19 protein-coding genes are annotated in these 24,226 nt (G+C 22.2%); 17 read left to right on the top strand and 2 right to left on the bottom strand.

What is annotated here, in order from left to right; genetic code table 4:
- Positions 1-74 precede the first annotated feature (74 nt).
- Both EXC65_RS02750 and EXC65_RS02755 read right to left on the bottom strand, forming a co-directional pair.
- Positions 75-764, bottom strand: coding sequence for a hypothetical protein (locus tag EXC65_RS02750; RefSeq protein WP_129719966.1), 690 nt, complete (start codon positions 762-764; stop codon positions 75-77).
- Positions 751-2,796, bottom strand: a complete 2,046-nt coding sequence (locus EXC65_RS02755; protein WP_129719967.1) for a S8 family serine peptidase — start codon at positions 2,794-2,796, stop codon at positions 751-753. Before EXC65_RS02755 ends, EXC65_RS02750 begins: the two co-directional genes overlap by 14 nt.
- Before the next feature lie 305 nt (positions 2,797-3,101).
- Between EXC65_RS02755 and EXC65_RS02760 the strand changes: the two genes are divergently transcribed.
- The 17 genes from EXC65_RS02760 to EXC65_RS02840 all read left to right on the top strand — a co-directional run bounded on the left by EXC65_RS02760 (position 3,102) and on the right by EXC65_RS02840 (position 24,051).
- A complete protein-coding gene (locus EXC65_RS02760; protein ID WP_129719968.1) occupies positions 3,102-3,872 on the top strand; it encodes a replication initiation protein in 771 nt (256 codons plus the stop codon).
- Positions 3,873-4,151: 279 nt separating this feature from the next.
- A complete protein-coding gene (locus EXC65_RS02765; protein WP_129719969.1) occupies positions 4,152-4,358 on the top strand; it encodes a hypothetical protein in 207 nt (68 codons plus the stop codon).
- Positions 4,342-5,304, top strand: a complete 963-nt coding sequence (locus EXC65_RS02770; RefSeq protein WP_129719970.1) for a zincin-like metallopeptidase domain-containing protein — start codon at positions 4,342-4,344, stop codon at positions 5,302-5,304. The genes EXC65_RS02765 and EXC65_RS02770 overlap by 17 nt, the downstream gene beginning before the upstream one ends.
- Positions 5,304-5,606, top strand: coding sequence for a hypothetical protein (locus EXC65_RS02775; RefSeq protein ID WP_129719872.1), 303 nt, complete (start codon positions 5,304-5,306; stop codon positions 5,604-5,606). The genes EXC65_RS02770 and EXC65_RS02775 overlap by 1 nt, the downstream gene beginning before the upstream one ends.
- 2 nt (positions 5,607-5,608) lie before the next feature.
- On the top strand, positions 5,609-6,778 hold the full coding sequence (gene mobL, locus EXC65_RS02780) for a relaxase MobL (protein ID WP_129719971.1): 1,170 nt from the start codon (positions 5,609-5,611) through the stop codon (positions 6,776-6,778).
- A 19-nt stretch (positions 6,779-6,797) separates the two neighbouring features.
- Positions 6,798-7,985 carry a DNA primase gene (gene dnaG / locus EXC65_RS02785; RefSeq protein WP_129719972.1) on the top strand — a complete coding sequence of 396 codons (1,188 nt, stop codon included), beginning with the start codon at positions 6,798-6,800 and terminating at the stop codon, positions 7,983-7,985.
- A gap of 35 nt (positions 7,986-8,020) precedes the next feature.
- Positions 8,021-8,236, top strand: a complete 216-nt coding sequence (locus EXC65_RS02790) for a hypothetical protein (protein WP_129719973.1) — start codon at positions 8,021-8,023, stop codon at positions 8,234-8,236.
- Positions 8,226-10,376 carry a type IV secretory system conjugative DNA transfer family protein gene (locus EXC65_RS02795; RefSeq protein ID WP_129719974.1) on the top strand — a complete coding sequence of 717 codons (2,151 nt, stop codon included), beginning with the start codon at positions 8,226-8,228 and terminating at the stop codon, positions 10,374-10,376. The genes EXC65_RS02790 and EXC65_RS02795 overlap by 11 nt, the downstream gene beginning before the upstream one ends.
- A 309-nt stretch (positions 10,377-10,685) precedes the next feature.
- A complete protein-coding gene (locus EXC65_RS02800; RefSeq protein ID WP_129719975.1) occupies positions 10,686-11,246 on the top strand; it encodes a single-stranded DNA-binding protein in 561 nt (186 codons plus the stop codon).
- Between the two features lie 114 nt (positions 11,247-11,360).
- On the top strand, positions 11,361-12,140 hold the full coding sequence (locus EXC65_RS02805) for an Mbov_0400 family ICE element protein (protein ID WP_129719976.1): 780 nt from the start codon (positions 11,361-11,363) through the stop codon (positions 12,138-12,140).
- On the top strand, positions 12,100-13,203 hold the full coding sequence (locus EXC65_RS02810) for a hypothetical protein (RefSeq protein ID WP_165001337.1): 1,104 nt from the start codon (positions 12,100-12,102) through the stop codon (positions 13,201-13,203). The genes EXC65_RS02805 and EXC65_RS02810 overlap by 41 nt, the downstream gene beginning before the upstream one ends.
- A 281-nt stretch (positions 13,204-13,484) precedes the next feature.
- Positions 13,485-13,808, top strand: a complete 324-nt coding sequence (locus tag EXC65_RS02815) for an Mbov_0395 family pilin-like conjugal transfer protein (protein ID WP_129719978.1) — start codon at positions 13,485-13,487, stop codon at positions 13,806-13,808.
- 1 nt (position 13,809) lies between these two features.
- Positions 13,810-15,477, top strand: coding sequence for an Mbov_0396 family ICE element transmembrane protein (locus EXC65_RS02820; protein ID WP_129719979.1), 1,668 nt, complete (start codon positions 13,810-13,812; stop codon positions 15,475-15,477).
- A gap of 4 nt (positions 15,478-15,481) precedes the next feature.
- Entirely contained in the window at positions 15,482-18,127 is a 2,646-nt protein-coding gene (locus EXC65_RS02825) for an Mbov_0397 family ICE element conjugal transfer ATPase (RefSeq protein ID WP_129719980.1), read from the top strand.
- On the top strand, positions 18,120-18,686 hold the full coding sequence (locus tag EXC65_RS02830) for an Mbov_0398 family ICE element protein (protein ID WP_129719981.1): 567 nt from the start codon (positions 18,120-18,122) through the stop codon (positions 18,684-18,686). Before EXC65_RS02825 ends, EXC65_RS02830 begins: the two co-directional genes overlap by 8 nt.
- A complete protein-coding gene (locus tag EXC65_RS02835) occupies positions 18,679-22,740 on the top strand; it encodes an Mbov_0399 family ICE element protein (RefSeq protein WP_129719982.1) in 4,062 nt (1,353 codons plus the stop codon). Before EXC65_RS02830 ends, EXC65_RS02835 begins: the two co-directional genes overlap by 8 nt.
- 105 nt (positions 22,741-22,845) lie before the next feature.
- Positions 22,846-24,051 carry an Mbov_0401 family ICE element transposase-like protein gene (locus EXC65_RS02840; RefSeq protein ID WP_129719983.1) on the top strand — a complete coding sequence of 402 codons (1,206 nt, stop codon included), beginning with the start codon at positions 22,846-22,848 and terminating at the stop codon, positions 24,049-24,051.
- Positions 24,052-24,226 lie beyond the last annotated feature (175 nt).

Below are 24,226 nucleotides of genomic sequence, written 5' to 3' on the forward strand. Positions count from 1 at the left end.
TAGATAATAATTTTTGTTTAATTATCAACAAAAAATATAGAAATTTTTTTATAAACTAAATATAATTAATTTTTTTAATTACTAATATACAATTCTTCGTCTTTATAAGAATATTCTTTATACTTTTTTTGAATTTCTTCTAAAATATTTACTATTTCATCATGTTTAGAAAATTCAGATATTTTATTTATTTCATATTTTTTTTCATAAGGAAATAAATAAATTGTGTCAGGACCTCGTATAGCTGGCAAAACTATTTCAAGTTCTGATGTAGGGTGGAAAATTTTAATTTCTATTTTTTTATCTTTTTCATTTACAATCGGATAAAATTGATCAGATGCTTTAAAAACAAATGATTGATTATGTGAAAAAAAAGCAAACATATTATGTGTTTCAAAAAAATTATCTATATTAGGATATTCAATATTAGAAAAATATTTATCATATTCTTCTTTTGATTTTAGATCAATATGTTTATTTTGTCTTAAATAATCAAAATTTTCTGGTTCAATATAGTTGCTAAAAGATTTATCTTTTTTAACTTCTTTTCGTATAACATATCTCTTAATATTAAAATAAGAATACATTTTACTCATAATATCCTTACTTTGATTAATTATTATTCTACCTTTACTTTCTTCCTTTTTTTCTTCTTTATTAATTTCAATTATGTCTTTAGTTTTAAAGCAAGAACTTAAACCTACTAATGCAGAAAAAGAAACAATAGCTACACAACACTTGAAAATCTTTTTAATTTTTAACATATGTAACACCTATAACATCATCTATTGAATTTTCAAATATATCATTATATTTAAAAATTCTTATTCTATACTTTCCAGATTGTATAGCTTTATAATTTATAATTTCTACATTGCTTTTTATAGATGTAACTCTTTTTATTTCAATTCATTTGTTTCCATCATATTTTTCTAAAACTAAATCAAAATCTGTAAAAAATCTTTTTTCTTGTCTTGAATTATTTTCATTATATTTTAAACTGTATTCATTACGGTGAATGTTTTCTCAATTTTGATCTATACCAAAAAGATTTTTTCAAAATCCTGGTTTAGATACTTTATTTTTTAAAACTCCACCATTATTCATTCATGCTGAAGCAATTTTTATATTTTCATCTTTATCTAAATAAATACTATTACTTGTATAAATAAATTCTTTTATACTTCCTTTTGATACATTTACAATTTCAAGATTAAATGCAGCTTTTTTCATTCTTTGATAATCAATCAATCCTGAACCATATGTTTTTTCTAATCCGCTTAATTTATATTCTAAGTTAGAAATGTTTTTAGGTAATCTAGAAGAAGCTGCTAAAATAGCTTTAATTGCAGCTACTCTTGAATTTTTTAAATCAATTTTCTTTTCGTTACCTAACAAAACACTAATAGCTCCTGAAACCATTGGAGCAGCTAAACTTGTACCGTCTACTTCTTTTACTGTTTTATGTTGATCATAATATTCAAAATAACCCGGCGCAACAACTAATGGTTTTGGTAAGCCTTCATACTCAGGTTCTAATGTACGATTTGAATAAGGAGCTATTCAAAAATTATCATATTTAATACCTTTATCAAGGGCACCAACAACAATTGAATTAAAAGAGAGTTGAGTTTTATCAATGTATTTATTATTATATTTTTCTGGTTTATCATGACCATTACCAGCTGCAAAAACATTAATTATTCCATATTTTCTTGCAATATAATCTAAGAAAAACGCTTCTTCATTATATATATTTTCTTTGCTATGTGTTTCTGGTCCATAGCTATGATTAATAACTTTTACACCATTTTCAATCATTCATTCTATTTGTTTTTGTCATAGACTATCTGTACTTGCAAACCCTGCAGAATATATCTCTGCATATCTATCAACCCCATCATAACCTGCAGCAATTTTTGCAACTATCCCTGCATGAATACTTCTTATATTGCTACTTTCACTATAAATTTTAGGATCATATAAAATGTCTTGGTCTAATTCTTTATAAATAACTCCATTTTTTGCTTCTAAAATTCCAATCTTGTTATGCTCATTAGGTTTTCATGGTGTTTTAATATCTGCCATGCTAAAATCAATTTTATCTAAATTTGTTTCAATAAATTCAACAGGATAATCTTCCACTATTTTTAATTTAGAAATTTTATTTCAATCAGGACTTTTAACTGTATTAGATCTCGGACTTATTGTAGGGTGGTTTTTTAAAGCTTCATTAAATTCTTCAGGTGTTTGGTCTGTTCTAAGTAAACACTCAACATCCATACATAAAAGTGGGACTTTGTACAAAGGTTTTATTTCATATTTTAAATTTATAATTTTAAATATAAAATTATCTTCTTTTGCTAAATTAATAAATTTATTTTTATCTTCATCATTATTAAAATAAATTCAAATAGTTGGCGTTAAACTACTTATTTCAATATTTTTAATAAAACTAAATTTTTCTTTAAAAAGTTTAGAAAAATTATTGTTTTGTGTTTCAAAAAAAGTTTTTGTTTCTGAGTGTGTTTCGAATTCTTCAATATCATAATTTAATAATAGTTTTAGTTCTTTAATTCCATTAATTCGTTTTGAAGTTTCAAGATAATTATCATTTTGTGGAACATCAAAAGAAACGGTTCTTTCTATTACTTTAGAATGATTAAAATTTTGACTAATATGTTTTTGTAAGTTTACTACTTCAATATTTTGCTTTGTATAAGGAATATTGCTAAAAACAAATAAACCTAAGCTCATAGCTAAAAAAAATGATTTTAATATTTTCTTTTTTTTCATTTTATTTCCTCCTTAATATTTAAAGCATATTTTTTAAAATATTTATATAATAAAATTTTAACATATAAACAAAACGACTAATTTAATTTTAAATTTTGATATAAATTTATATTTAAAATTTGCAACCCCTAGTGCTAATTTTAAAATTTACAAGGAAATTCAAGAATTTTTAAATGAAAATGTAGCTTACTTTAAATAAAAAACAATAGCTAATTTTGCTATTGTTAAAAATTTAGATAATAATTTTTGTTTAATTATCAACAAAAAATATAGAAATTTTTTGGTAGTGTTCAATAGATGGTGGTTTGGCTACCTCGTTAGAAAGCGAGGTAGTTTTTTTGTTGAATTTAAATGAATTTGAAAATAAATTCGTACCTACTTCAATAGTCCACAAATTGTATATCCAAAAAGAGCGTCCATCTCTTGTAATGCTAAAAATATTTTTTTATAGCTGTTTTTTATACATTACAAATCATGACAAAAATAAAATTTTAAAATTTAAATTTTCAAGATTATTTTTAAAAAGTTTAAAAGTAGATCGAACTGATTTGTTGCGTCAAATTTCAAAAGCGGGTTTTGATGCTGCGTCCATTTTTTCAATTAGTCAAAAAACAGAAAACATAACTAAGAAAAAAATGCTTATTGAAAGTTTTCAATACAATGAAAAAACTAAAATGATTGAAATTGAATTCACAAAATACATAGATGATTATTTAAACCTTGGTCATTTTAAAAAGTTTAATTTATCTAATCTTGTAAAGTTTAAATCTTCGTTAAGTTTTTGATTTTTTCAAGAAATGGAAAACAGAAGCTATAGCGAAAAAATAGATACATGAATTTCTCTAAAAAATTTTGCAAATATTTTAGGAGTTAAAACTGATGCATATAAAAACTTAAGTGATTTTAAAAAATACGTCATTGATGTTGTTGTTAAAGATTATCAAAAAATAGCAAAAACCAAACTTTTGAAAATTGATGATTCATTTTACCATATTGCAAAAAAAGGCCAAACACCTTACATTCATTTTGTTTTTGATAATTATCTCATTCAAGATGAAACAAAACTTTTTGATTAGTAGTTTTATAGCAAATGTAGTGGATCACTCGTAAAAATGTAGTGGATCACTCGTAAAAAAATGCTTTTTTTAAGGGGGTAGGGGGTTATATATCTCATTTTAGTTTAAGTTTTAAAGAATAAAACTAGAAATATTTAGAAGAAATAAAAAAGAAAAATAAAAAAAAGAAAAAGGAATTACTTATGAAAAACATTATTAATGATTTAAAAAAGTTAAATAATAATCCAACAGAAAAAATGAAAAAAGAATTTGAAAAAAAATATGGAGTGACATTTGAAGATGAAAGAATTTAATTTTGATTCCAATTACAAAAGTAAGAAAAAATGAAATGATAATGATTTAATAAATTTTGAAAAAGATTTAGATAATGCTTTTTTTGAATTTTATAAAAATCCAACATTTAAAAATGCTGAAAAATTTAAAAACTTTTTAACTTCATTTGGTTTTGAATTTGAAGAAAGTTTAAAAAATGAAAAATTTAAATAAGCTTTTAGATGAAAGGAAAAAAATTGTTGAACAAATTATCAAAAACTTAAAAACACATAATTATTTTTGAGATAAAAATTTTGTAGCAATGTATCCTTTGAATTTTGTAAGCAACAAAAACTATAATGGAACAAACATTTTAAGACTTCAACTTTTTTCTGAAATGAAAAATATTCAAGATCCAAGGTTTTTAACTTTTAAGCAAATATTAAACAGATCAAATCTTAAACTAAAAAAAGGGGCAAAAGGTTGTTCAATTGAATATTGAGGCATCAAACAATTAGATGAATCAGAAATTGAAAATAATGGAAAAAAGCAAAAAACTAATTACTTTTTTGGAAAAACGTATTATGTTTTCAATGCAAAGGATGTTGAAAATATACCTAAATACAAAAATAAATTTGTTGAAGTTTCTAGCGATAAAAGAGTAGATTATTTAATCAAAAATTTGTCTAAAGCTTTAGAATTAAAAGTATACGACAATGTTTTAACTGAAACTCCACATTTTTCTCCAAATCAAGACTACATCCAAATGCCAACAACTTTTGTAAGTCCTGAAGCAAAAATAGCAGTTTTTTTTCATGAATTAACACATTGAACAGGGCATAAAGATAGACTCAATAGAACTTCAATTGAATCATATAGTAAAAATATCAAAACAAGAGCTATAGAAGAATTAGTTGCTGAATTAGGGGCGATATTTTTAAATTCAAAGTTTGGTTTTCAAACTAAGAAAATTCAAGATAATAATTATGCATATATTCAAAGTTGAATTAAGATACTTGAAGATAATCCAAATGAACTATTTAAAGCAGCTAACAAAGCAAATGAAGCTGTTGAATATATTTCTCAAAAATTAGAAAAATATTTAGATACTAAAAAAAATGAAAAACAAATTATTGATAATTCAGATTTTTTAGCTCAAGACGAAGGGCTTGTACATTAATGAAAATTGAAATCACAAATTTTTTTCTTATATCTAAACAAAGTGAAAATGATTATAAACAAGTAGCCATGTTTTCAATAATTGTTAATTTTGGCACAAGACATAAATCATTTTTTGTAAAGTTAAATAAACTATCACTTTACAAAAACAAGCATGACTTTTTTGTTTTCAATCCTTTAATTGTTAAAAGTGAAAATGATAAAAAAGATTTTTATTTCAACTTTTCATGAGAAATGAGCAAATACATTTTAGAAAAAGCAAAGCAACGCTATGAAAGTGAGATTCAACTTGTTAAAAAATAAAAATGCAAAGTTCAGTTTTTAAAATAACTCGTTTTGCTAAAGGAACTAATGAATATTACAAAAAGGGAAAAGTAATTGATTACATTACAAGGCCCAGCGCTGTTTATAAATCAACAAAAACATCAAATGAAATACTTGCTCTAGTAAATGAACAAACGCAATTAGAAAAAGTTTTAAATTCCTTAGTTAATGAACAAAGTTCAATTAATTCAGGTTTATTTAAAATCAAAAGCAAAAAAGCTAATTTAATTGCTGTTGAAAAAGCTAAAAATATTTATAAAAAATTAAAAAAAGAACAATTAATTTGGGATGCTGTCTTGTCTTTTGAATATGAAAGAATGAAAAATGCTAATATTGTTTCACAACAAGAATATGCTGATTTTTTAGCAAGTAATTTTGAATATTTTTTAAAAAGTGAAAAATTTAATTTAAAAAATTTAGATATTTTATTTGCAATTCATACCAATACTAAACACCCACATTTTCATATTCTTTTTAGTGAGAAGATGCCTACTACATGAAATTACAAACAAAAAAAATTTAAATTTAGATCAAAAGGCTCATTAGAAATTGAAAATATTAAAAAATTTCAAAAATATTTAGACATGAAACTTTTGCACAAAAAAGATTATGAAACTCTATGAAATATCAAAAAAGAAGTTTTTGAAATTAAAACAGAAATTAAGCATGAACCAATTTTTAAAGTAATGTTTAATGAACAAAATAATTTTTATGATGACCTTCAAAAAATAAAAAAATATTACAAAAACAATAAAAAGCCTACTTTTAATTTAGCACCTAAAGAAATACAAGAATCAGTTATAGCAATTAAAGATTATTTGTTGAAAAACAATGAATTATTTTTTAAAAAGGTTAATATTTTTCAACAAAAACTTGACACACTCCAAGAATTAGAAATAGATAAAATTTTTGATGAAGAAAAAACTGAATTTATTAATAATCAACTTAATGAATTTAATAATCAACTTAATAATCAAATTTTAAAAAATGCTGCTTTTTTAAATGAAAAAATAATTGCAAAATTAAAATCTAGTAAATTTCATGAAAAAACATTACTTAAAAAAATTATTAAAAAATTAACTTGAATGCCATACAAAATATATCAAATTAAAAAATCTTTTGATAAAGGTTATGACTTAATAAATGATTAAAAAGTTATAGGTAAAAATAATGAAAATAAATCAAGATAAAAACAAAAATAATATTTTTAATTTCAGCATAGTTGATGTTGCACAAGAATTTTTTAAATTAATAAAACAAGGTTCTAACTTTAAAGTCATTTGCCCTTTTCATGGTGATAAAAATGCATCATTGATTATTTCCCCTTCCAAAAACATTTGAAAATGCTTTGGTTGTAATAAAGGCGGAAATGCAATTGAATTAGTCAAAGAATATCAAAAAATTGATACAAAACAAGCAATTGAATGGCTAACAAATAAATTTCATATAATTTCATTAAAAAAACATCAATTTAAAAAACCGGAAAATGACTTTCAGACAAATGAAAAAGAAATTATCAACGTTAATTCATTGGCAACTATTTTATTTAAAGTAAATTTATTAAGTGAAATAAATGAAAATATCTTACTTAAAACATTTTTAAACAAAAGAAAATTAAATAACAATATTATTCAAAAATTTGATATTGGTTATAACTCAAATAATGCAAAGTTTAAAAATTTTTTAATTAATGTTAAAAAAATACCTAAAGACATATTAATAAATTCATCTTTATTAACCGAAAATGAAAATTCTTTTTTTATTAATAGAATTATTTTTCCAATTAAAAATGAATTTAATGAAATTGTTGGATTTGCAGGGAGAACTTTAGATAACAATAGTAATTTTCCTAAATATCTTAACTCAAAAGAAAACTCTGTATTTAACAAAAACAAAATATTATTGAATTGATTTAACGCAAAAAATAATGAAGAAATTATTTTAACTGAAGGTTATATGGATGTTTTAGCTTTTGAAAGAAATCAAATTTATAACTCAGTTGCGCTAATGGGTATAAATCTCTCAAATCATCATATCAAATTATTAAAAAATAAACAAATAACTTTAGCTTTAGATAGTGATGAAGCAGGTAAACAAGCTACTTATGAAATTATTAAAAAACTTTTTAAAAATAATTTTCAAAATATTTATGTAATTGACTTTTTAAATTTTAAAGATGCTGATGAATTTAGCATGGATAATGATTTAAAAAATGCATATCAGAAAAAATTACATTATTTAAATTGACTGAATTTAAATCATTATAAAACTGATGATCTAAAGTCTAAAAAAACTATTAATTATGCTAATGAAAAATCTATTAGCATAAGTGCAAAACTTAAATATATACAAAAATAAAAGACTATAAAACTAATGAAACTAAAACTCTTTTTATGATACTAAAATATAAAAACGAAAAAACTTTAAAATTATTTCTTTTAAATAAAAAACAAGTTAATGCATTTTATGAACAAGTAAAGAAAAACGATGAAATCAAATTAATAATAACAAAAAAAAATAATCATACTTTTATTAGCAAAATTTTAAAAATCAACAATAAAGATTTTAGTTCAGCAAAGGAGAATGATGAATTAGTTTATGAAAGGTAAAAAAAATTTAAAATATCTTTTTATTTTTATATTATTTTGAATTCCAGTTTTTTTGTTAACTTATATTTTATTTCCTTTCTCTGAAATTAGTAGTTTAAAAAAATTTGTTGATATTTTCCCAAAATTAAAAAATTATTGAAAATTAAATATTACAAATTGAAATGTAATTTCTATAAGTTTATTATCTTCATTCATTTTTTCATTTACATTTTTATGTTTAGTATTGATATTTTTTAAATTTAAGAAAAATAAAAATAAATTTGAAAAACTTGAAGAAGGTGGGGCAAGTTTTTTATGAGATGAACCAAATAAAAAAGGTTCATTTAGCGAGTTTTCAAAAATATATTTTAAAAACTTTAAAAATCAAAAACCTGGTTGAGTTGTTAGTTATAAAAGAATAGGTTCAAAAATTAAATATTTTGTTTCAACAGAAACACATGCCAAAATTATTGGCACAACAGGTAGTGGTAAAACGCAGAGATTTATCATTCCAAGTGCTAAATATAACATAAATATTAAAAACACTGAAGTCAAACCAAATATTGTTTTAATCGACCCCAAAGGTGAATTATATTTAGAACTTAAAAATGATTTAGATAAAAACAATTATCAAATATTTACTTTAGATTTAACTAATCCATTAATTTCTGATGGTTTTAACTTTTTATCTAAAATATGAAAAACTTTTCATAATCAAAACATGAATAAGCTTGAGCGTGAATCATTAGCATTTTCATTATTAGCAGATGTAATTGAATCATTAGATGATTGAAATACAAGTGGTGATAACAAGTTTTGATCTGATAGCTCTAAAAATTGCCTAAAGATTATTGGTAAGTTTATGCTCTATTATTCAACAATTGATAAAAATTTTAAAAAACAACATTTTAATTTAGCTTCTTTTAATCAGTTTTTATCTTACAAAGAATTTTCAAAAGGTAAATGAATTAACATTTTGCAAAATTCTCAAAGTCAAGAAATAAAAAATTTCTTTTTATCAGAAGTTAAACCATTAATTGAAAATAATGATCGTACATTAACAAGTCAACTTTCAGGCGCTGTAAATGCTATTGTTAAATTTAATAATGATTTAGCTATTAAATCTTGAAGTTGTAGACATAATATTGAAATTGAAAAAATTATTTTAGATTCACATTTAGATAATGGTAAACCTTTTGCTATTTTTATTAAATTTCCTGATCATAAAAAAGATAGACATCGCTACATTTCTATTTTGATTGATCAAATTTATCAAACAGCAATTGATATTGCTAATGCTTCAAAAAATCAAAAACTTAAAAGAACACTTTTATTTTTTGGTGATGAGTTTGGTAATTTGCCTGTTATTAAAGATTTTGACAATAAAGTTACTATTGCGAGAAGTAGAAATATTTTCTTTTCAATTGTTTTGCAAGATTTAAACCAATTAGCTAAATATAAAAATGATAAAAAAATAATTGAAAACAATACTAACTTAACTATTTTTTTAAATTCTTCTGATCATGAAACATTAAAAAAAACATCTGAAATTTTAGGTCAAAGCAATGTTGTTAAAACATCATTTTCAAATTCTAAAAATGATAAAAGTAAAAGTTCAACTGATTCATTGTCAAATAAACCATTAGTTTCAATTGAAGAATTAAAAAATATTTCACCTAAAGTTCATTTAATAATTCAATCTGGAATTAAACCTTCTAGAGTTAACTCAACATATGCATATGATGTTTGAAACACTAAATCAAATGAAATAGAAAAAAAAGAAATAAGAATTTTTAATGAAAAAGATTATTTTTATTTATTTACAGAAATTGCAAAAAATGATACTAAAGATAAAAACCTCAACAAAGAATTACTAGAAATAATAGAAAAAGAAAAAAAAGATGAATTGGATGAAATGCTTTTAAAAACAATTAGCACAGTAAAAAAAGAAAAAGAAAATAATAAAAATTTTGAACAAGAGGAAGAATTTGATGTAGAAGATTTAGATGAAATAGAATTTATGGACAAAGAAAAAAATGATAAAGTAAACAACAGAACAAAACAACTTGCTTATTTAGAAGCAAAACTAAAAAGTGGAATGCTAGATAACGAAGAATATAAAATCATAGAAAAGAAAATAAAATTTTTAAAAGGTAGTTAAAAATGGAAGATATAAATTTTATAGAAACAAAAAAATGCTCTTATTGTGATGAAAAAAATTGTGAAACAATAATCGAATTATCCAAAAAAGAAAAATACTATGTGAGAGAATGTCAACCCAAAACATTTAATACATTGCCAAAAAAAAATTCAAAAAATATTTGATATTTAAAAAAACAAAAAAACATAAATTAGAATATGAAAAAAAATTATCTAATCAATGAGAAATTACAAAATAAAAATAAGAAAAAATTAGCATAAAAAAGACCTATTTTTTTCTTATTAAATAACTATATATATAGGGAGATATATGAACAAAGTTTTTTTAGCCGGCAGAATTGCCAATGATTTTAAGTTAATGACAAGTGCAAATAATAATTATTACACTTGAATAACACTTGCTGTAAGAAGAAATTATAAGTCGAATGAAGGTAATGAAATTACCGATTTTATACCTTTTGTTGCTTGAAATAAAACAGCAGAAATATTAAATAAATATGCAGTGAAAGGGGTGAAAATTTTTCTTGAAGCAAATTTAAATGTTGTAGAAGAAGTTATTAAAAATAAAAAAACTTTTTCATTTATGCTCCAAGCTAAAGCAATTGAACTTTTAGAAACAAAAGAACAAATTGAAAATAGAAAAAATAAGAATAATTTAAATACTACTTATTGTGATTGAACTACAAATGAAGAATTAATAGAAAAAATTGAAGATCCAATTGAAGAAACAAATTCTGAACCTAAAAAAGAAGAAACAAATAAAAGTAGTATTGAACATTTATTTGGAACAAAATATCCAAAAGACATCAATGAAAATACTTATAAAACATTTAATTATGATGTTGATGAAATATTTAAAAATAATAAATAAAATCTAAAAACATTAACAAACAAGGAGGTATAAAAAATAAAAAAATAGCATAAAAAATAATGTTTTAAATAAATTGTGGTATAATTTATTAAAATAAATTATAGGAGTTAAAAAATGAGTACAAATTTACCTAAAATGAAACCAATGTTTACAAAAAATACTAAATATGAAATTACTTTTGATCGTTTTGAAGGCCCAATCAAACATAGACCTATTGTTATATTTAGAGATGAATATGCAGAAATTACTGAAGATGGGAAAATTATAGAAAAATATTATTATATTAAAACTAGAAGTGCACATGATAGACATGGTAATAGAAAAAAAGCTAACAAGGGTGAAATTTTTTTAGAAAAAGCTGAAATAGGATTATTAACAAAAGATTCATATGTTGATACAACACAAATTTATTCAATTAAAGAAGAAGAATTAAGCAATATAGTTGATAAAAAAAATGTTATTTTTGCTGATACATATGATTTAACAAAATATCAAATAGACAAAATTTATAGAAGTGTTCTTAAAAACTTAACGCAAGAGCCACCATACGTTTCACTCATGGATGTTAAACTAAATAACAAAACAAATGCTTTTGTTGGTGAGCTAAAATATAGTCATAAAGATTTTTTATATCAAGAATATTCTAAAAGTTCCAGAAAAGATAAAGAAGAGTTTAAAGATAACATTTTAAAAAACAAAAATTTAATTGAAGAAACATTAATTGAATTAAGAAACCTTAAAAATGGTGTACGAGAAGAATTTTCAGATATTTTATGGGAATGAGAAGATGATAAAAAATTCGAACAAGAAAAAATAGAGCAAAAAAGATTACAAAACATAGGAGATGAAAAAAATGAAGAATTTGAAAAAGAAGGTGATGATTTCACACGTTAAAAAATTTTTTTTATTTTGTAATTTATTAGTAATACCCACTGTTTTTGTTTTATTATCTAGTTCATGTTGAAAAGGTTTACTTAAAGAACCAAATAAAAGTTCTGAAGATATTGAAAACACTCCACCTTCTAGTCCACCATCTTCTGATATTACGGAACCAAAAACTCCTACTGCTAAAGTTCAAAATCAATATTTAACTGAAGAAATGCCAATTCCTGATTTTTATGTATATGAAACATTAGAGAAAAATTGAGAATGAGCAAAAGAATTAGAAAATATTGTTAATAAAAATAATCCAACATTATCTAAAGAAGAAAGAATTTCTAAAATAGTTGAAATTTATAAAAAAGCATTAGATAAAATAGGATATAAAATTTCAGATAAAAAAACAAACACCATTTTTGAAAAAATAGATTCAGACTTAGATAAAATCTCTAAAAACGGTCTTGAAAAAGATACAAAATATGCATTTCAATTAATATCTGATGAAAACAGACTTTTTAATGATGGTTATCTTTCTACTATTTTAGATGAAAACGATAAAAGTTGATGATCATCAATTTATGCTGATGGTGTATTATATTGAAAAACTAGTCCTATCATTTTTTCTATTATTAGAAATTATATTGAATTAAAAATAATATTTTATGAAGAAATAAGAGGCAGTTATAGAGATGATATACTTGAAAAATTAAAAAATAATAAAAATCTAGAAAATATTTTTCAACAACTAAACCAAAGTGTCTCAGCATATATAGATCCTATCAATCATTATTCATATAATGAGCAATATGTTTTTTCAAATTTTAATCCTTTTTACAAAAAACTTTACATAGAATTAATCAATTGATATAACAAAGAAATAGCTCCGCTCCAAATTAAACTTGGTTTAGAAACAAATAATCCTTTAACTCAGTGACAATACAACAAACACATCACTAAATACTTTTATCCTTTAATCAATACCACAATTAAAACTAATTACACTACTTCAGAAATAGATGCTTTTTATGAAGAATGAGAACGTAAAAACTCTATTAAATATAGCTGAAGAATTTATTAAAAAACATTATTTTTATATGCTAACAAATTAAGATGTAAATCTTGTTGTTAGTTTTTTTATTTATTTTTATGTATCAAAGTTTTGTTTTAGTTGTACCAATATTTTTCTTAATCAATTCACTTATTTATTACTTTAAAAAAATTAAAAAAAATAAAAGTATATATACAAAAAAACAACTTTATAAAAAAGTTTACATTTTATTAGCTATTAACTCTATTGCCTGAGTTTTAGCTATAGCGCATTTATTAAATTTAATATAAAACATTTAGGAGAAAAAAAATATGAAATTTTTACAATATTTAAACGATACAACAACAGGTGGTTTTAACACACCAAGTGGTAAAGCGCCTGAAGTTATTAAAACACTTGCTGAAGAAGCTAGTAATTGAATTTATTATTTTTTAACTATTTCAATTCCAATTGTAGCTATTATATTTATTTCAGCAATAGTTATATTTTCAACATTAATGAGTACATCAACAGATCAAGAAAAAAGATCATTTTATAAAAAATCACTCAAAATTGTATTAATAAGTCTTGTGATTGTGATTGTTGCTATAGCATCTATTCCAATTGTCTTAGCTAAAATTGGTGGTTTAATTTAAAATGATTTTTGATGGAATTATAAATGGCATTGCCTATGGTGTATTTTCTATTTTTTGGTACATACTAGTTTGATTTCCTTATACAATATTAAAAATTACATTTTCAACATTTCAATATTTAGGTTTTCCAATAGTTAAAAAAATATTGTTTGGTTCTGAAAATCAAAATGAAAATTGAAAAAATGTACCAACTAGTTATTGAGCTATGGGTATTATTGCAATTGTTTTATTAATTGTAGTTATGATTGCAGTTATTTTTAAATTTATTGCTAAGCATCGACATAACAATGAAGAAAGTAATGTTTTAATAAAAGCATTAAAAAAATTATTACCTTCAATATCTTTATTGGTTTTAATCCCTTTTTTAACTTTTGCTTTTATTATAATTTTACAAATTTTTTTAGATCTGCTTTTTATTGCTATCAATGGTCAAAAAATAGGTTTAGCTGAATCTTTATTTATTTCTAATAAACCTGACAAAATAGAGTCGCAAACTTGAAGTGAAATAGCAACAACTAAAAAACCTTTTTCAGTTATAAGTATAAATACTTATTCTACTTTTAATTGAGGTGAAGGTGTTCAAACCATTATTTTTCTTTCAATCTCTGGAATTTTAATTCTTTATGGAATGATAAAACTATTATTTGTTTACGCTGTTAAAATTGTTGAAATATTTTGGCTTTTTATTTCAAGTCCTATTTTTAGTGTTTGAAGTATTTATGATAATGGAGAAAAATTTAAAACTTGAAAAAATATTTATTTAGGTAAATTTTTTATGCTTTTATATTATCAAGTTGCCTTAGGTCTTTTAATGATTTGAATTGGTGTTGTAAATAATTTGAATAATATTTTTGAAATAGAAGCAAATTCAAAAATACTAAGTTGACTTTTGCATTTAGCTTTAGTTTGAGCAGGGGCAATAACAATTCATAGTTTATCTGCAGAAATTGCCCAAATGTTTGGTTCAAGCATTTCACACAATGAAGCTTCACAAATGTTTGATAAATCTATTAAATCAGGAGCTATGCTTCTCGGTGGTGGAGCAGCAGCTGCAGGTTTTGCTTCTAAAAAATTAATTGGTGAAGATTTTCACAAAAATCAACTCAAAAAACAATTAAAAGAAGGTGACATTTCAAAACTAGGTTATAAAAATGCATTAAGAGATTTAAAAAATGAAAGAAAAGCAGAAGGACTTAGTTGAAGAGATACAAGAGATGGATTATTAGCTGGTGGTAAAACAAATAATAAACTCTACAAAACTCAAAATAAAATTGCTAAAATTGATGATCAAATCGATAAAAAACTTAATTTTATGGAAAGTGATGAATATAAAAATCTTAAACCTGAAAAACAAAAAATTCATAATGCAAAACTTGATTTATTAAATAACAAAAAAGAATACTTAAAACAAGAAAATAAACCAAGGGAAGAATGAGCAAATAAAATATCTAATTTAAATCCTGTAAAATCTCAAACTAAAACTTCGGTTCAAAAAAGAATGACAGAAAATTTAAAAAAATATGACTTAACACAAAGCGAAATATCTAAAGCATATAAAGAATTTGAAAACTCTCAAAATGATTATAAAGATGCCAAAAAAGAAAATAACAAAATTAAAATGCAAAACTTTAAACAAGCGATAAAAAATAAGTTTAAAAAAGGAGAATAATTAAATGAAATTACAAAATAAAAGAATTAAAAACAAAGGTTTAAAACTTTGAAAATTTATAACACTAAATGATGTCCCGGTTCTTTTAGCTATTTTTCTTACAAGTGCTGCTATAGCTTTTTTAGGTTTAGATTTTTTAAATGTTTTTATTCAACTAATTATTTTTATTGTTTTAAATTTAATTTTATTTCCTTTAGTATTTTTTTATCCAAGTCAACAATGTAAAGGTTATGTATTTTTATATCGTTGATTTATCTTTTTAGCAAGACCTAAAAAATATAAAAGTAATAACAAAATTACTAATACTTCAGCACTAATTCCCTATAAAAAAATTAATGAAAATTTTATTGAAATTAGTGAAGGTTATTTTGGAGCTCTTGAAATAACAGGTGTAAATATATCTACTTATGATAGTGATGAAATTTCTAATTTACTTGATCGTTTTGCCAAAACACTTAATTTAGTTACAAATAAAATTTCTATTGTCAAATTACCTAAAAAACAAAACTTAAGTAAAAATCTTGAATTTTTAAAAACTAATTTTCAAAATCAAAATAACACTATTTCAAATGAATTATACAAATCATATGAAGAAGATATTGAAAATATTTTTAATGAAAGAACAAAAGATCATTATTATATTATTGTTTTTGACACCAAAATCGAAAAACTTAAAAAACAATTTAATTTAATAAGTCAAAATCTTTTTCATTCTAAATTAGAAAATAAACAATTAACATTAAAACAATTGTTAAATTTAACTATAGAAATCATTAACCCTGCTGCAAAATTTAGTGATGAGGAAATTCAAAAAATTTTGAAATCTAAAAATATTGAAAACTTTTTCAAACAACAAAACATTAAATTTAAAGCTAGTCATTTTAACATTAATGATTATTGATTTTCAACACAAACAATTGGTGAATATCCATTTAAGCTTGAAGCTGGTTGAGCAAACAAATTGTTTGACTCAAATTCAGTTGTAGTTTGAAATTTAAGAAAATTATCTGAAAGTGCTAAAAAAAGACGTTTTAACAGTGCTGCTAAAAAAATTGAAAGTAATATTGAAGATGAAAAAAACCGTGTAAGTAGAAGACGTGATTCATTTGAATATCAAGCTTTAGATAATATTATTGATATAGCTTCTTCAGGGACTGAAGAAATTTTTGAATCTGACTTTATTTTTTTTAATCGAGCATTATCAAAAAAAGAATTAAATTACATTGAAGAAGTTAATAAAAATAATTGTATAGTTTTAGGGGCTAAAATTAATAATTTAACTTTTAGACAATTTGAAGGTTTAAGTAGTGTTTATTTTAAAATGTTTGATTCAACCAAAGATCAAACTGAAATAATTTCTTCAAACATCGCATATGGTTGACCATTTGCTAATGCTCATTTAAATGATGGAAATTATCATCTTCTAGGGACGCACTTTATAAATAATGAACCATTATTTTTTGATCAATTTAAAAATGATGATCATAGAAAAAATAACAATATGTTCATTTTAGGAACTTCAGGTTCAGGAAAATCAACTTTAACAAACAAAATCATCACTTATCAATATTCATTGGGTAATCAAATCATTTTAATTGATCCTCAAAATGAATATGCAACTTTAGGTCAAAAATTAAATGCATCAATTATAAATATTGGTTCAGGTTCAGATACAACCTTTAACCCTTTACAAATTAGAAAAAATTTTAACCCTAAAACTTTAGAAGAATCAAACAATGCCCAAAGCACTTTTGACAATCAAGAAATTATGATGTTGCATGAACAAAATTTAGAAAAGTTTTTTGAAACTATTTTTCCAACTTTAACTTCGAGAATGCTTAGAGGTTTGGGTAGAGGTTGAAGAAATTTATATCGTAAATTTAATATTTCAATAAATCGTAATTTTGATATCAGTGCTTATGCTAATGAACATTATCCAACTATTGATGATTTAATATTAGAAATAAAAACTTCTAATTTTACAACGTTAGAAGAAAATGAAAAATTAGATTTAATTGATCTACTGGATTATGAATTCGGAAAGAATGGAAAACTTAGACAACTTTATAATGGAAAAACAAATTTTGAAATCTCAAATAAATTTACTATTTTTAATGTTGCTCCACTATTAGAATCTGCATCACTAAAAATTGTTCAAGCTGGTTTTTTCTTAATGATGTCGTTTATTCAAGGTCAAATTTCAAATAACATTAATAAAAAACAAAAAATTCTTTTCATTGTTGATGAAGCACATAAATTTATTGATGAAAAAAATACTTATGCTTTAGACATTATGAATACAACATGAAAAACTATTAGAAAATTTAATGGAGCTGCAATAGCTACAACACAAAATCCTCGTGATTTTTCAGTGTCAGGAGAAGCCAAAAGAAAATCTGAAGCTATTGTTGATAATTCTCAATATGCTGTTATTCATAATTTAACTTCGAAAGATATTGATATTGTTGATGATTTATATAAAAATTCAGGTGGTTTAACTTCTGAAGAAAAAAAATTTATTGCTAATGCAAAAATTGGTGAGTTTCTTTTTGGACTAACATCTAATCAAAGATTTTTAGTTGATAGCTATTTTAATGATTTGGAAAAAAAACTATATTTCAAACAAGGAGATAAAAAAAATTATGATTAAAGAAAGAGAAGTAAGATTTAGTGGTTATTTTGGTGAAAAAAGTGATATCCAAACTTTTAATTTATGAAAGCAAAACATCCTTGATAAAGGTTTATCTTTAAATCAAACTATTTGCGAAATAATAATAACTCATATTAAAAAAGAACAAGAAAAACAAATTATAAGGTCAATTAAAGATGATTTATTTTATGCAATTAGAAAAGCTATTTTCGCTTCTATGTCAAGTGTCTACAAAGAATTTCAAATAAGAAAAACAGATGAAAATTTTAAAAATAAAATTTTAAATTCAAAACTTGATTTAATATCAAATATCCTTTTTAAAAATATAGATATAAATGATGAAATTTTTGATGAACCTTCTCCTAAAGCTTTGAATGAAAGTTTGTATTTCATTCAAAAAGCAAAAAATGATGAAAAAACACTAAAAATCTTAAATGAAACCTTAGCTAAAAATGCAAATAAAACTGAAAAAATATTTGATAGGTTTAGCAAAGGCGATATTTTTGATGAAATTCATGAAGAAAAACTAAAGAAAGAAATAAGAAATAAAAATGAATAAAAATATTAAAAAAACATTGTTGATTTTAACTGGTTTTTCTAGTGTTGTTTTGCCATTTGCTATAGCTTTGAGTTTCAAAACTAATTATCAAAAAATCACAATGCCATCAATATCAAACAAAACAACATTTAACAAAGAATTTAATATAAAACTTAGTGACTACCAATTAACAAAATTTAGTGGCTACATTTCGGGTGGAGAAAATTATTTAATAAATACACTTGTACCTACTTTTACTTATAAAACTAAAGATCAAAATGATGTTATTAAAAAAGCATCTATAACATATACGCAACATCGAGCTATTGGTTATAATAATGGTTATTGATTTGCTTATAATGATGCAAATAATGAGTGACTTGGTGCTGATGTAAAACTAAATAAGCTTTGAGATTATAATTATCATGAAAACCCTACAAAACTAAAAAGCTATTGATATAGTGTTGATTGAAATAAAAAAAATTTAGATGATGGATCATTTGCAAAACATGATTTTTCAAATATTTCTTGATCCATTGATAATAAAAAAGAACTAGAAAATTGAATTGATAATTTAGATATTAAACTTAAAAATGTTACAGATATCTATAGATCTAATGATGAGCAATATATATCTGAAACTAAAAATAGCTATTTTTATTCTAACCCTTCTATATTAAAAAATATAAAAAGTGAAATTAAAAACAATATTATTAAAAAATATAATGACGAAATTCACAACAAACATAATACAGGTGATTTCAGAATTAAAAATCTAAAAATTAAAAATTTAAAATTAGAAGTAAAATTTAAAATGGATTTTGGTAAAACAACAAGAGTTGAAACATCAGGTGGCGAATGCTATGGTTATTATTCTTCTTATTGTGAACCTTCAGTCACAAAAGAAGTTACAATAACAGATACTCTTTTACTAGGTGATAAAATAACTGAATTTAAAGTTAAAGTTAATTTTAATTTTGAATATGAATATGAAAATGTTGCAAATAAAAATTATGCTCAAAAACTTGATGATTATTTACATAAAATTAAAAGCCAATTTAATAATAGTTTTGCAAAAACAAATAATACAATTAAATCTTTGAGTGATGTTTATCCAACTGATGGTTTATATACTAAAGCTAATAAAAGTTTAAATTTAAAAAATACACAAGCTTTTTTTGATTTAAAAATAACTAAATGAACTGAAAAAAATATTTTGAATAAATATCAAGAAAAAATTGTTTACAATGTTAAAAATTCCAATGATAAAAAAAATTCAATTGTTGATTTTTATTTAGAATTTAAAAATAATTTAAGTCAAAAAAAAGAATATTTTACTTTAGCTTTAAATGTTAAAATTAATTTTGAATTAACTGATAAAGCAAAAAAACTAAGTTTAAAAAATAGAATTATAGTAAAACCATCAAAATATTTAGATTTAACTAATGTATATAATGGGCAGCTTGTTGATGACAAACCCAAAGAAATTATTAAAGGACATCCTAGTAAAAATATAGATAATGTTTTAGTTGAATATGGTGGTGAATGGGAATACAATTCTTTAGCTACAGTTATGTTCAACACACAAAAACAAGAAAATGAAATTCTTTTTATTAATGGTCAAAAAGTTGATGTTTTAGATAGGTACTTTCAATATAATTTAGAAGATTTAAGATCTGATGCAAAAGATGATAACACTAATAGTAATCAAGCTAAAAACGCAAACAAATACCGAGTTGAAGTTGTACAATATGATAAAAAAAATATTAATGCTGAAAATATAAAACCTATTCAAAAATATTACATTGATATTGTAATAAATTCAGTTAATCCTAAATTAGAAGCGCAATGGTTTGCTTGAGATCCAGATAACAATCCAAAGCAAAAAAGTATAATAACCGAATTTTTGATTGATAAATCAACAAATGATTTTGTAAGAGATAATAATGGTGAAAAAATTAAAAACCCTGATTATGATCCACTTGTTGATCGTAAAACTGGAACTAAAAAACAACTAGTTTGAGTTGATTTTGAAAATCAAAATAATAAACTTCCTAATGATACAAGGTTTCTCCAAGATCCTCTAGGCATAGAAAAAAAGCTTATTCCAGTTTCACAATATAAATGAGGTTTTATTGCTGAAGCTTCTTTAGTTGGAAAAGGGGCAAAACTCACATTAGAAAAAGCAGATAATCAAAAAACTAAAAGATTTAAAATTAATTCTAAAAATATTAATGAAGTTGAATTAATTGATGATAACGAAAATGACACCGACACTTTAAAAGAAGGTAATATAATCCAATTATCACAAGAAGAAAAAAATTATTTTTCATCTTCAGGAATTTGACTCTTTAGTTCTAGAACAGAAAAAGGTATTGATAGTTATAAAATTGTTGCAATAGGGGACAACAACCCTAAAAATTTATTTACAGAACAATTTGTAAATCAAAAAATAAGTTCTTTTTGAACAAGTCTTCCAGGTATTCATTTATTTAATTTTTTAAATATTGAAAAAAAGATGACTAAAGAACAAATAAATACTTTGATCTATGAAAATGTCATTAATTATTGAAAAGAATATGTTTCATTTAATTACCAAAACAATAAAGCTTTAGATACAATTTTTTATATTAAACCTTTAGTTAAAATTCAAGAATTAAGAAATTATGCTAAAAGTCAAACAAAAAATAATTTCATTAATAATTTAAAAACCTTAAATAAATTTTTAGCTGATTTTCAATACAAAGAATTAGTTGATAGTAACATAACAATTGATGAAAAAAACAATTTAAAATTTGTTTTTTCAATTAAAGATGATACAAGATCTTTGAATTATCAAATTGATAAATCAGCTAAAGAAATCATAATTAGTGACCTAAAATTTAAAGATGAAGAAAAAGATTATGAAACTAAAATAGCTATCCATCCAATAGTTGATGTTGAAAAAATTAAACTTTTTGCTAAAAATACAACAAAAGCAAATTTTTTAACTAGCACTTTATGATACAAATGATATTTAAATTTTGACAATAGTGATAAATTAATAAGTAATATTGAATACAATGAAGAAACATTTGAAGAACACTTTAATATTATTATTAATTATAAACTTTTAGAAAAATATAAAAACGAATACTACTTAAATAAAAATGTTTTTAAAATTTATTTAACTTTTGATGAACTAAAAACTTTAAATGATACAAACCTAAATCAAAATAAAACAAAAAATATAAACGAAACTAATACATCTAAATTACAAGATATTTTTAATGATTTAAAAATTGATGAAATTAATTTAAAAGCTATTAAAAAACAAAAGCAAGCTGAAAATTACATTATTGAAACAATTGAAAAAAATATGGATTCTAAATTTAAGTATAATGACCATTGAAAAATTACTAATTTAAGTGATGCTGTGAAAAAAGCTATTAGTAAAGTATATAAATTTAAAGATGCAGAATATAAAGAATATTATTTAAATTTAGAAGTAATACAAAATAATGAAAATTTAATTGGTAAAAAAACTATAGTTTTAGTTAATTTAGTTGATAATCTCGAAGTGCCTTCAGAACAAAATTTAGCTACTCTAAAGCTTAAGACAATTAAAGCCAATATTTCTAATAAAGATAAATTAAAAGCTAAAATTATTGAAGATTTAAATAAGCAACTAAAAAACTATAATTTAAATTTTGAACAATATTTAATAATAGAAAATTGAGATAAAATATTAGAGCTTTTAACTACAGAAAATCAAATTAATAAAATCAAAGCTATTGTTAAACCTAAAAACTTTATTATGTACAATTCTGCAGAGCTAAATATTATAAATAATATGCTTAAAGCTGATGATTCAACATATGATCCCTATAGTGATCCCGGGCTTGAAAATGATGCTATTGAAAAAATAGTAAAAAATAATAAAAATCAAGCTATTTCTAAAAATATAAATAAATCTATAGATAAGAAAAAATTAATGTGAATTATTCCTTTAGCAATAGTTTTAACTATTTTAACTTTTGGAATCGTAATCTGAATATATTATCGTTTTGGTCCTGGTAAAAAAATTAAAAAATAAACCAACTTTTAGTTGGTTTTTATTTTTGTATTATTTTTATTATTTAATAAATATTTAAAACAAAAAAATTTAATTTACAAATAATTTATTTAAAATTTATATATTATGGAAAAAATTGTGTTAAATTGAACAAGTGAAAAAGGGATAAATTCTTTTGTAAAATGAATTCAATATGAAGATGAAAAATTTCTTAATTCTGAATTAAGAAAACAGTTGGGTTATATAATACACTCAAAAAGAACAAAAAGTTTTAAGATAAAAGATGGAGAAGCCGAAATACAACTAACTAAATATAAATATTATAAAAATGATAAATGAAATTATGGTTATGCACCTCATTTAATTTTTGAAAAAGGAACAATAATCACACCTGAACTAAAAAAAGCTATTTTACAAAATGTTAAAATGGGACTTAGCTATAGAAATATCGTTAAAAGATATAATAATATAATTTCAATTGGATACATTACATATTTAATGAAAAAAGTAGAAATTAAAACTACAAAACTAGATATTCATTCTAAAGAAAACAATGGTTATTTGTACATGCATATTGATGATGCATACCAAGATTTAATAGATGAAAACAATAAAAAAAGTAAGTTTAGAACTAGAGCAATGTATTTTCATTTAGTAGAAAAAAATAATAAGAAAAAAGTATTTGCAACTTCACTTTTAGTAAACACTTCCAAAACAAATACATCAAAAAAATTTGTAGATTTTACTATTAAAAGTATAAAAAAACACATTAAAGAAAATTATGATTTAAATTTAAAATTAGTGATTTATGGTGACGGTGCCAAGTATATGAAAACAATTTCTAAACATTTAAATGCAATATACATTTTAGACTGATTTCATGTAACTAAATTACTTTTAAAAACTGTGGGGTATGGTAAATATAATACTGAAAATAAAAAATATTTTGATTATTTTAGAAAAATTTCTAATATAACATTGTATAAAAAAATTAAAAATTTAATTAGAGAAAATGATAGTAAAAATGCAATTTTTATTTTAAAAAATGTTGTAAAAAAATTATGAAATATTAAACTAAATTCAATTAAAAAACGAAATATACCAAATAAAGTTTTAGAAATTTACAAGTTTATTCAATATTTAATTTTTAATAAAAAAGCATTAAATTTTTACAATCAAGTCATGGATATTGGTAGCAAAACAGAAACGATGATTTCACATTTTATCAAAAAAAATACTACTAAAAAATTTGCAATTTTTAGTCTAGATGTGTTTAAAAAATTAATTTTTCTAAATCAAAAAAACACTAAATCAGTTAAATTTATAAACTAAATTTTTAAGCAAAAAAAATGCTTTTATTAAGGTTTTTAATAAAAAAACATAATAAAAATATAATACATAGTATTATAACTTCTAAAAAAAAATCATTTTTATTAAGGTTTTTAATAAAAACAAATACCTTTTATTAAACTTTTAATAAAAAAAAATGATAAAACAATAACATTAT

The sequence above is a fragment of the Mesomycoplasma neurolyticum genome, from assembly GCF_900660485.1.
Classification (GTDB): Bacteria; Bacillota_I; Bacilli_A; order Mycoplasmatales; family Metamycoplasmataceae; genus Mesomycoplasma_A; species Mesomycoplasma_A neurolyticum.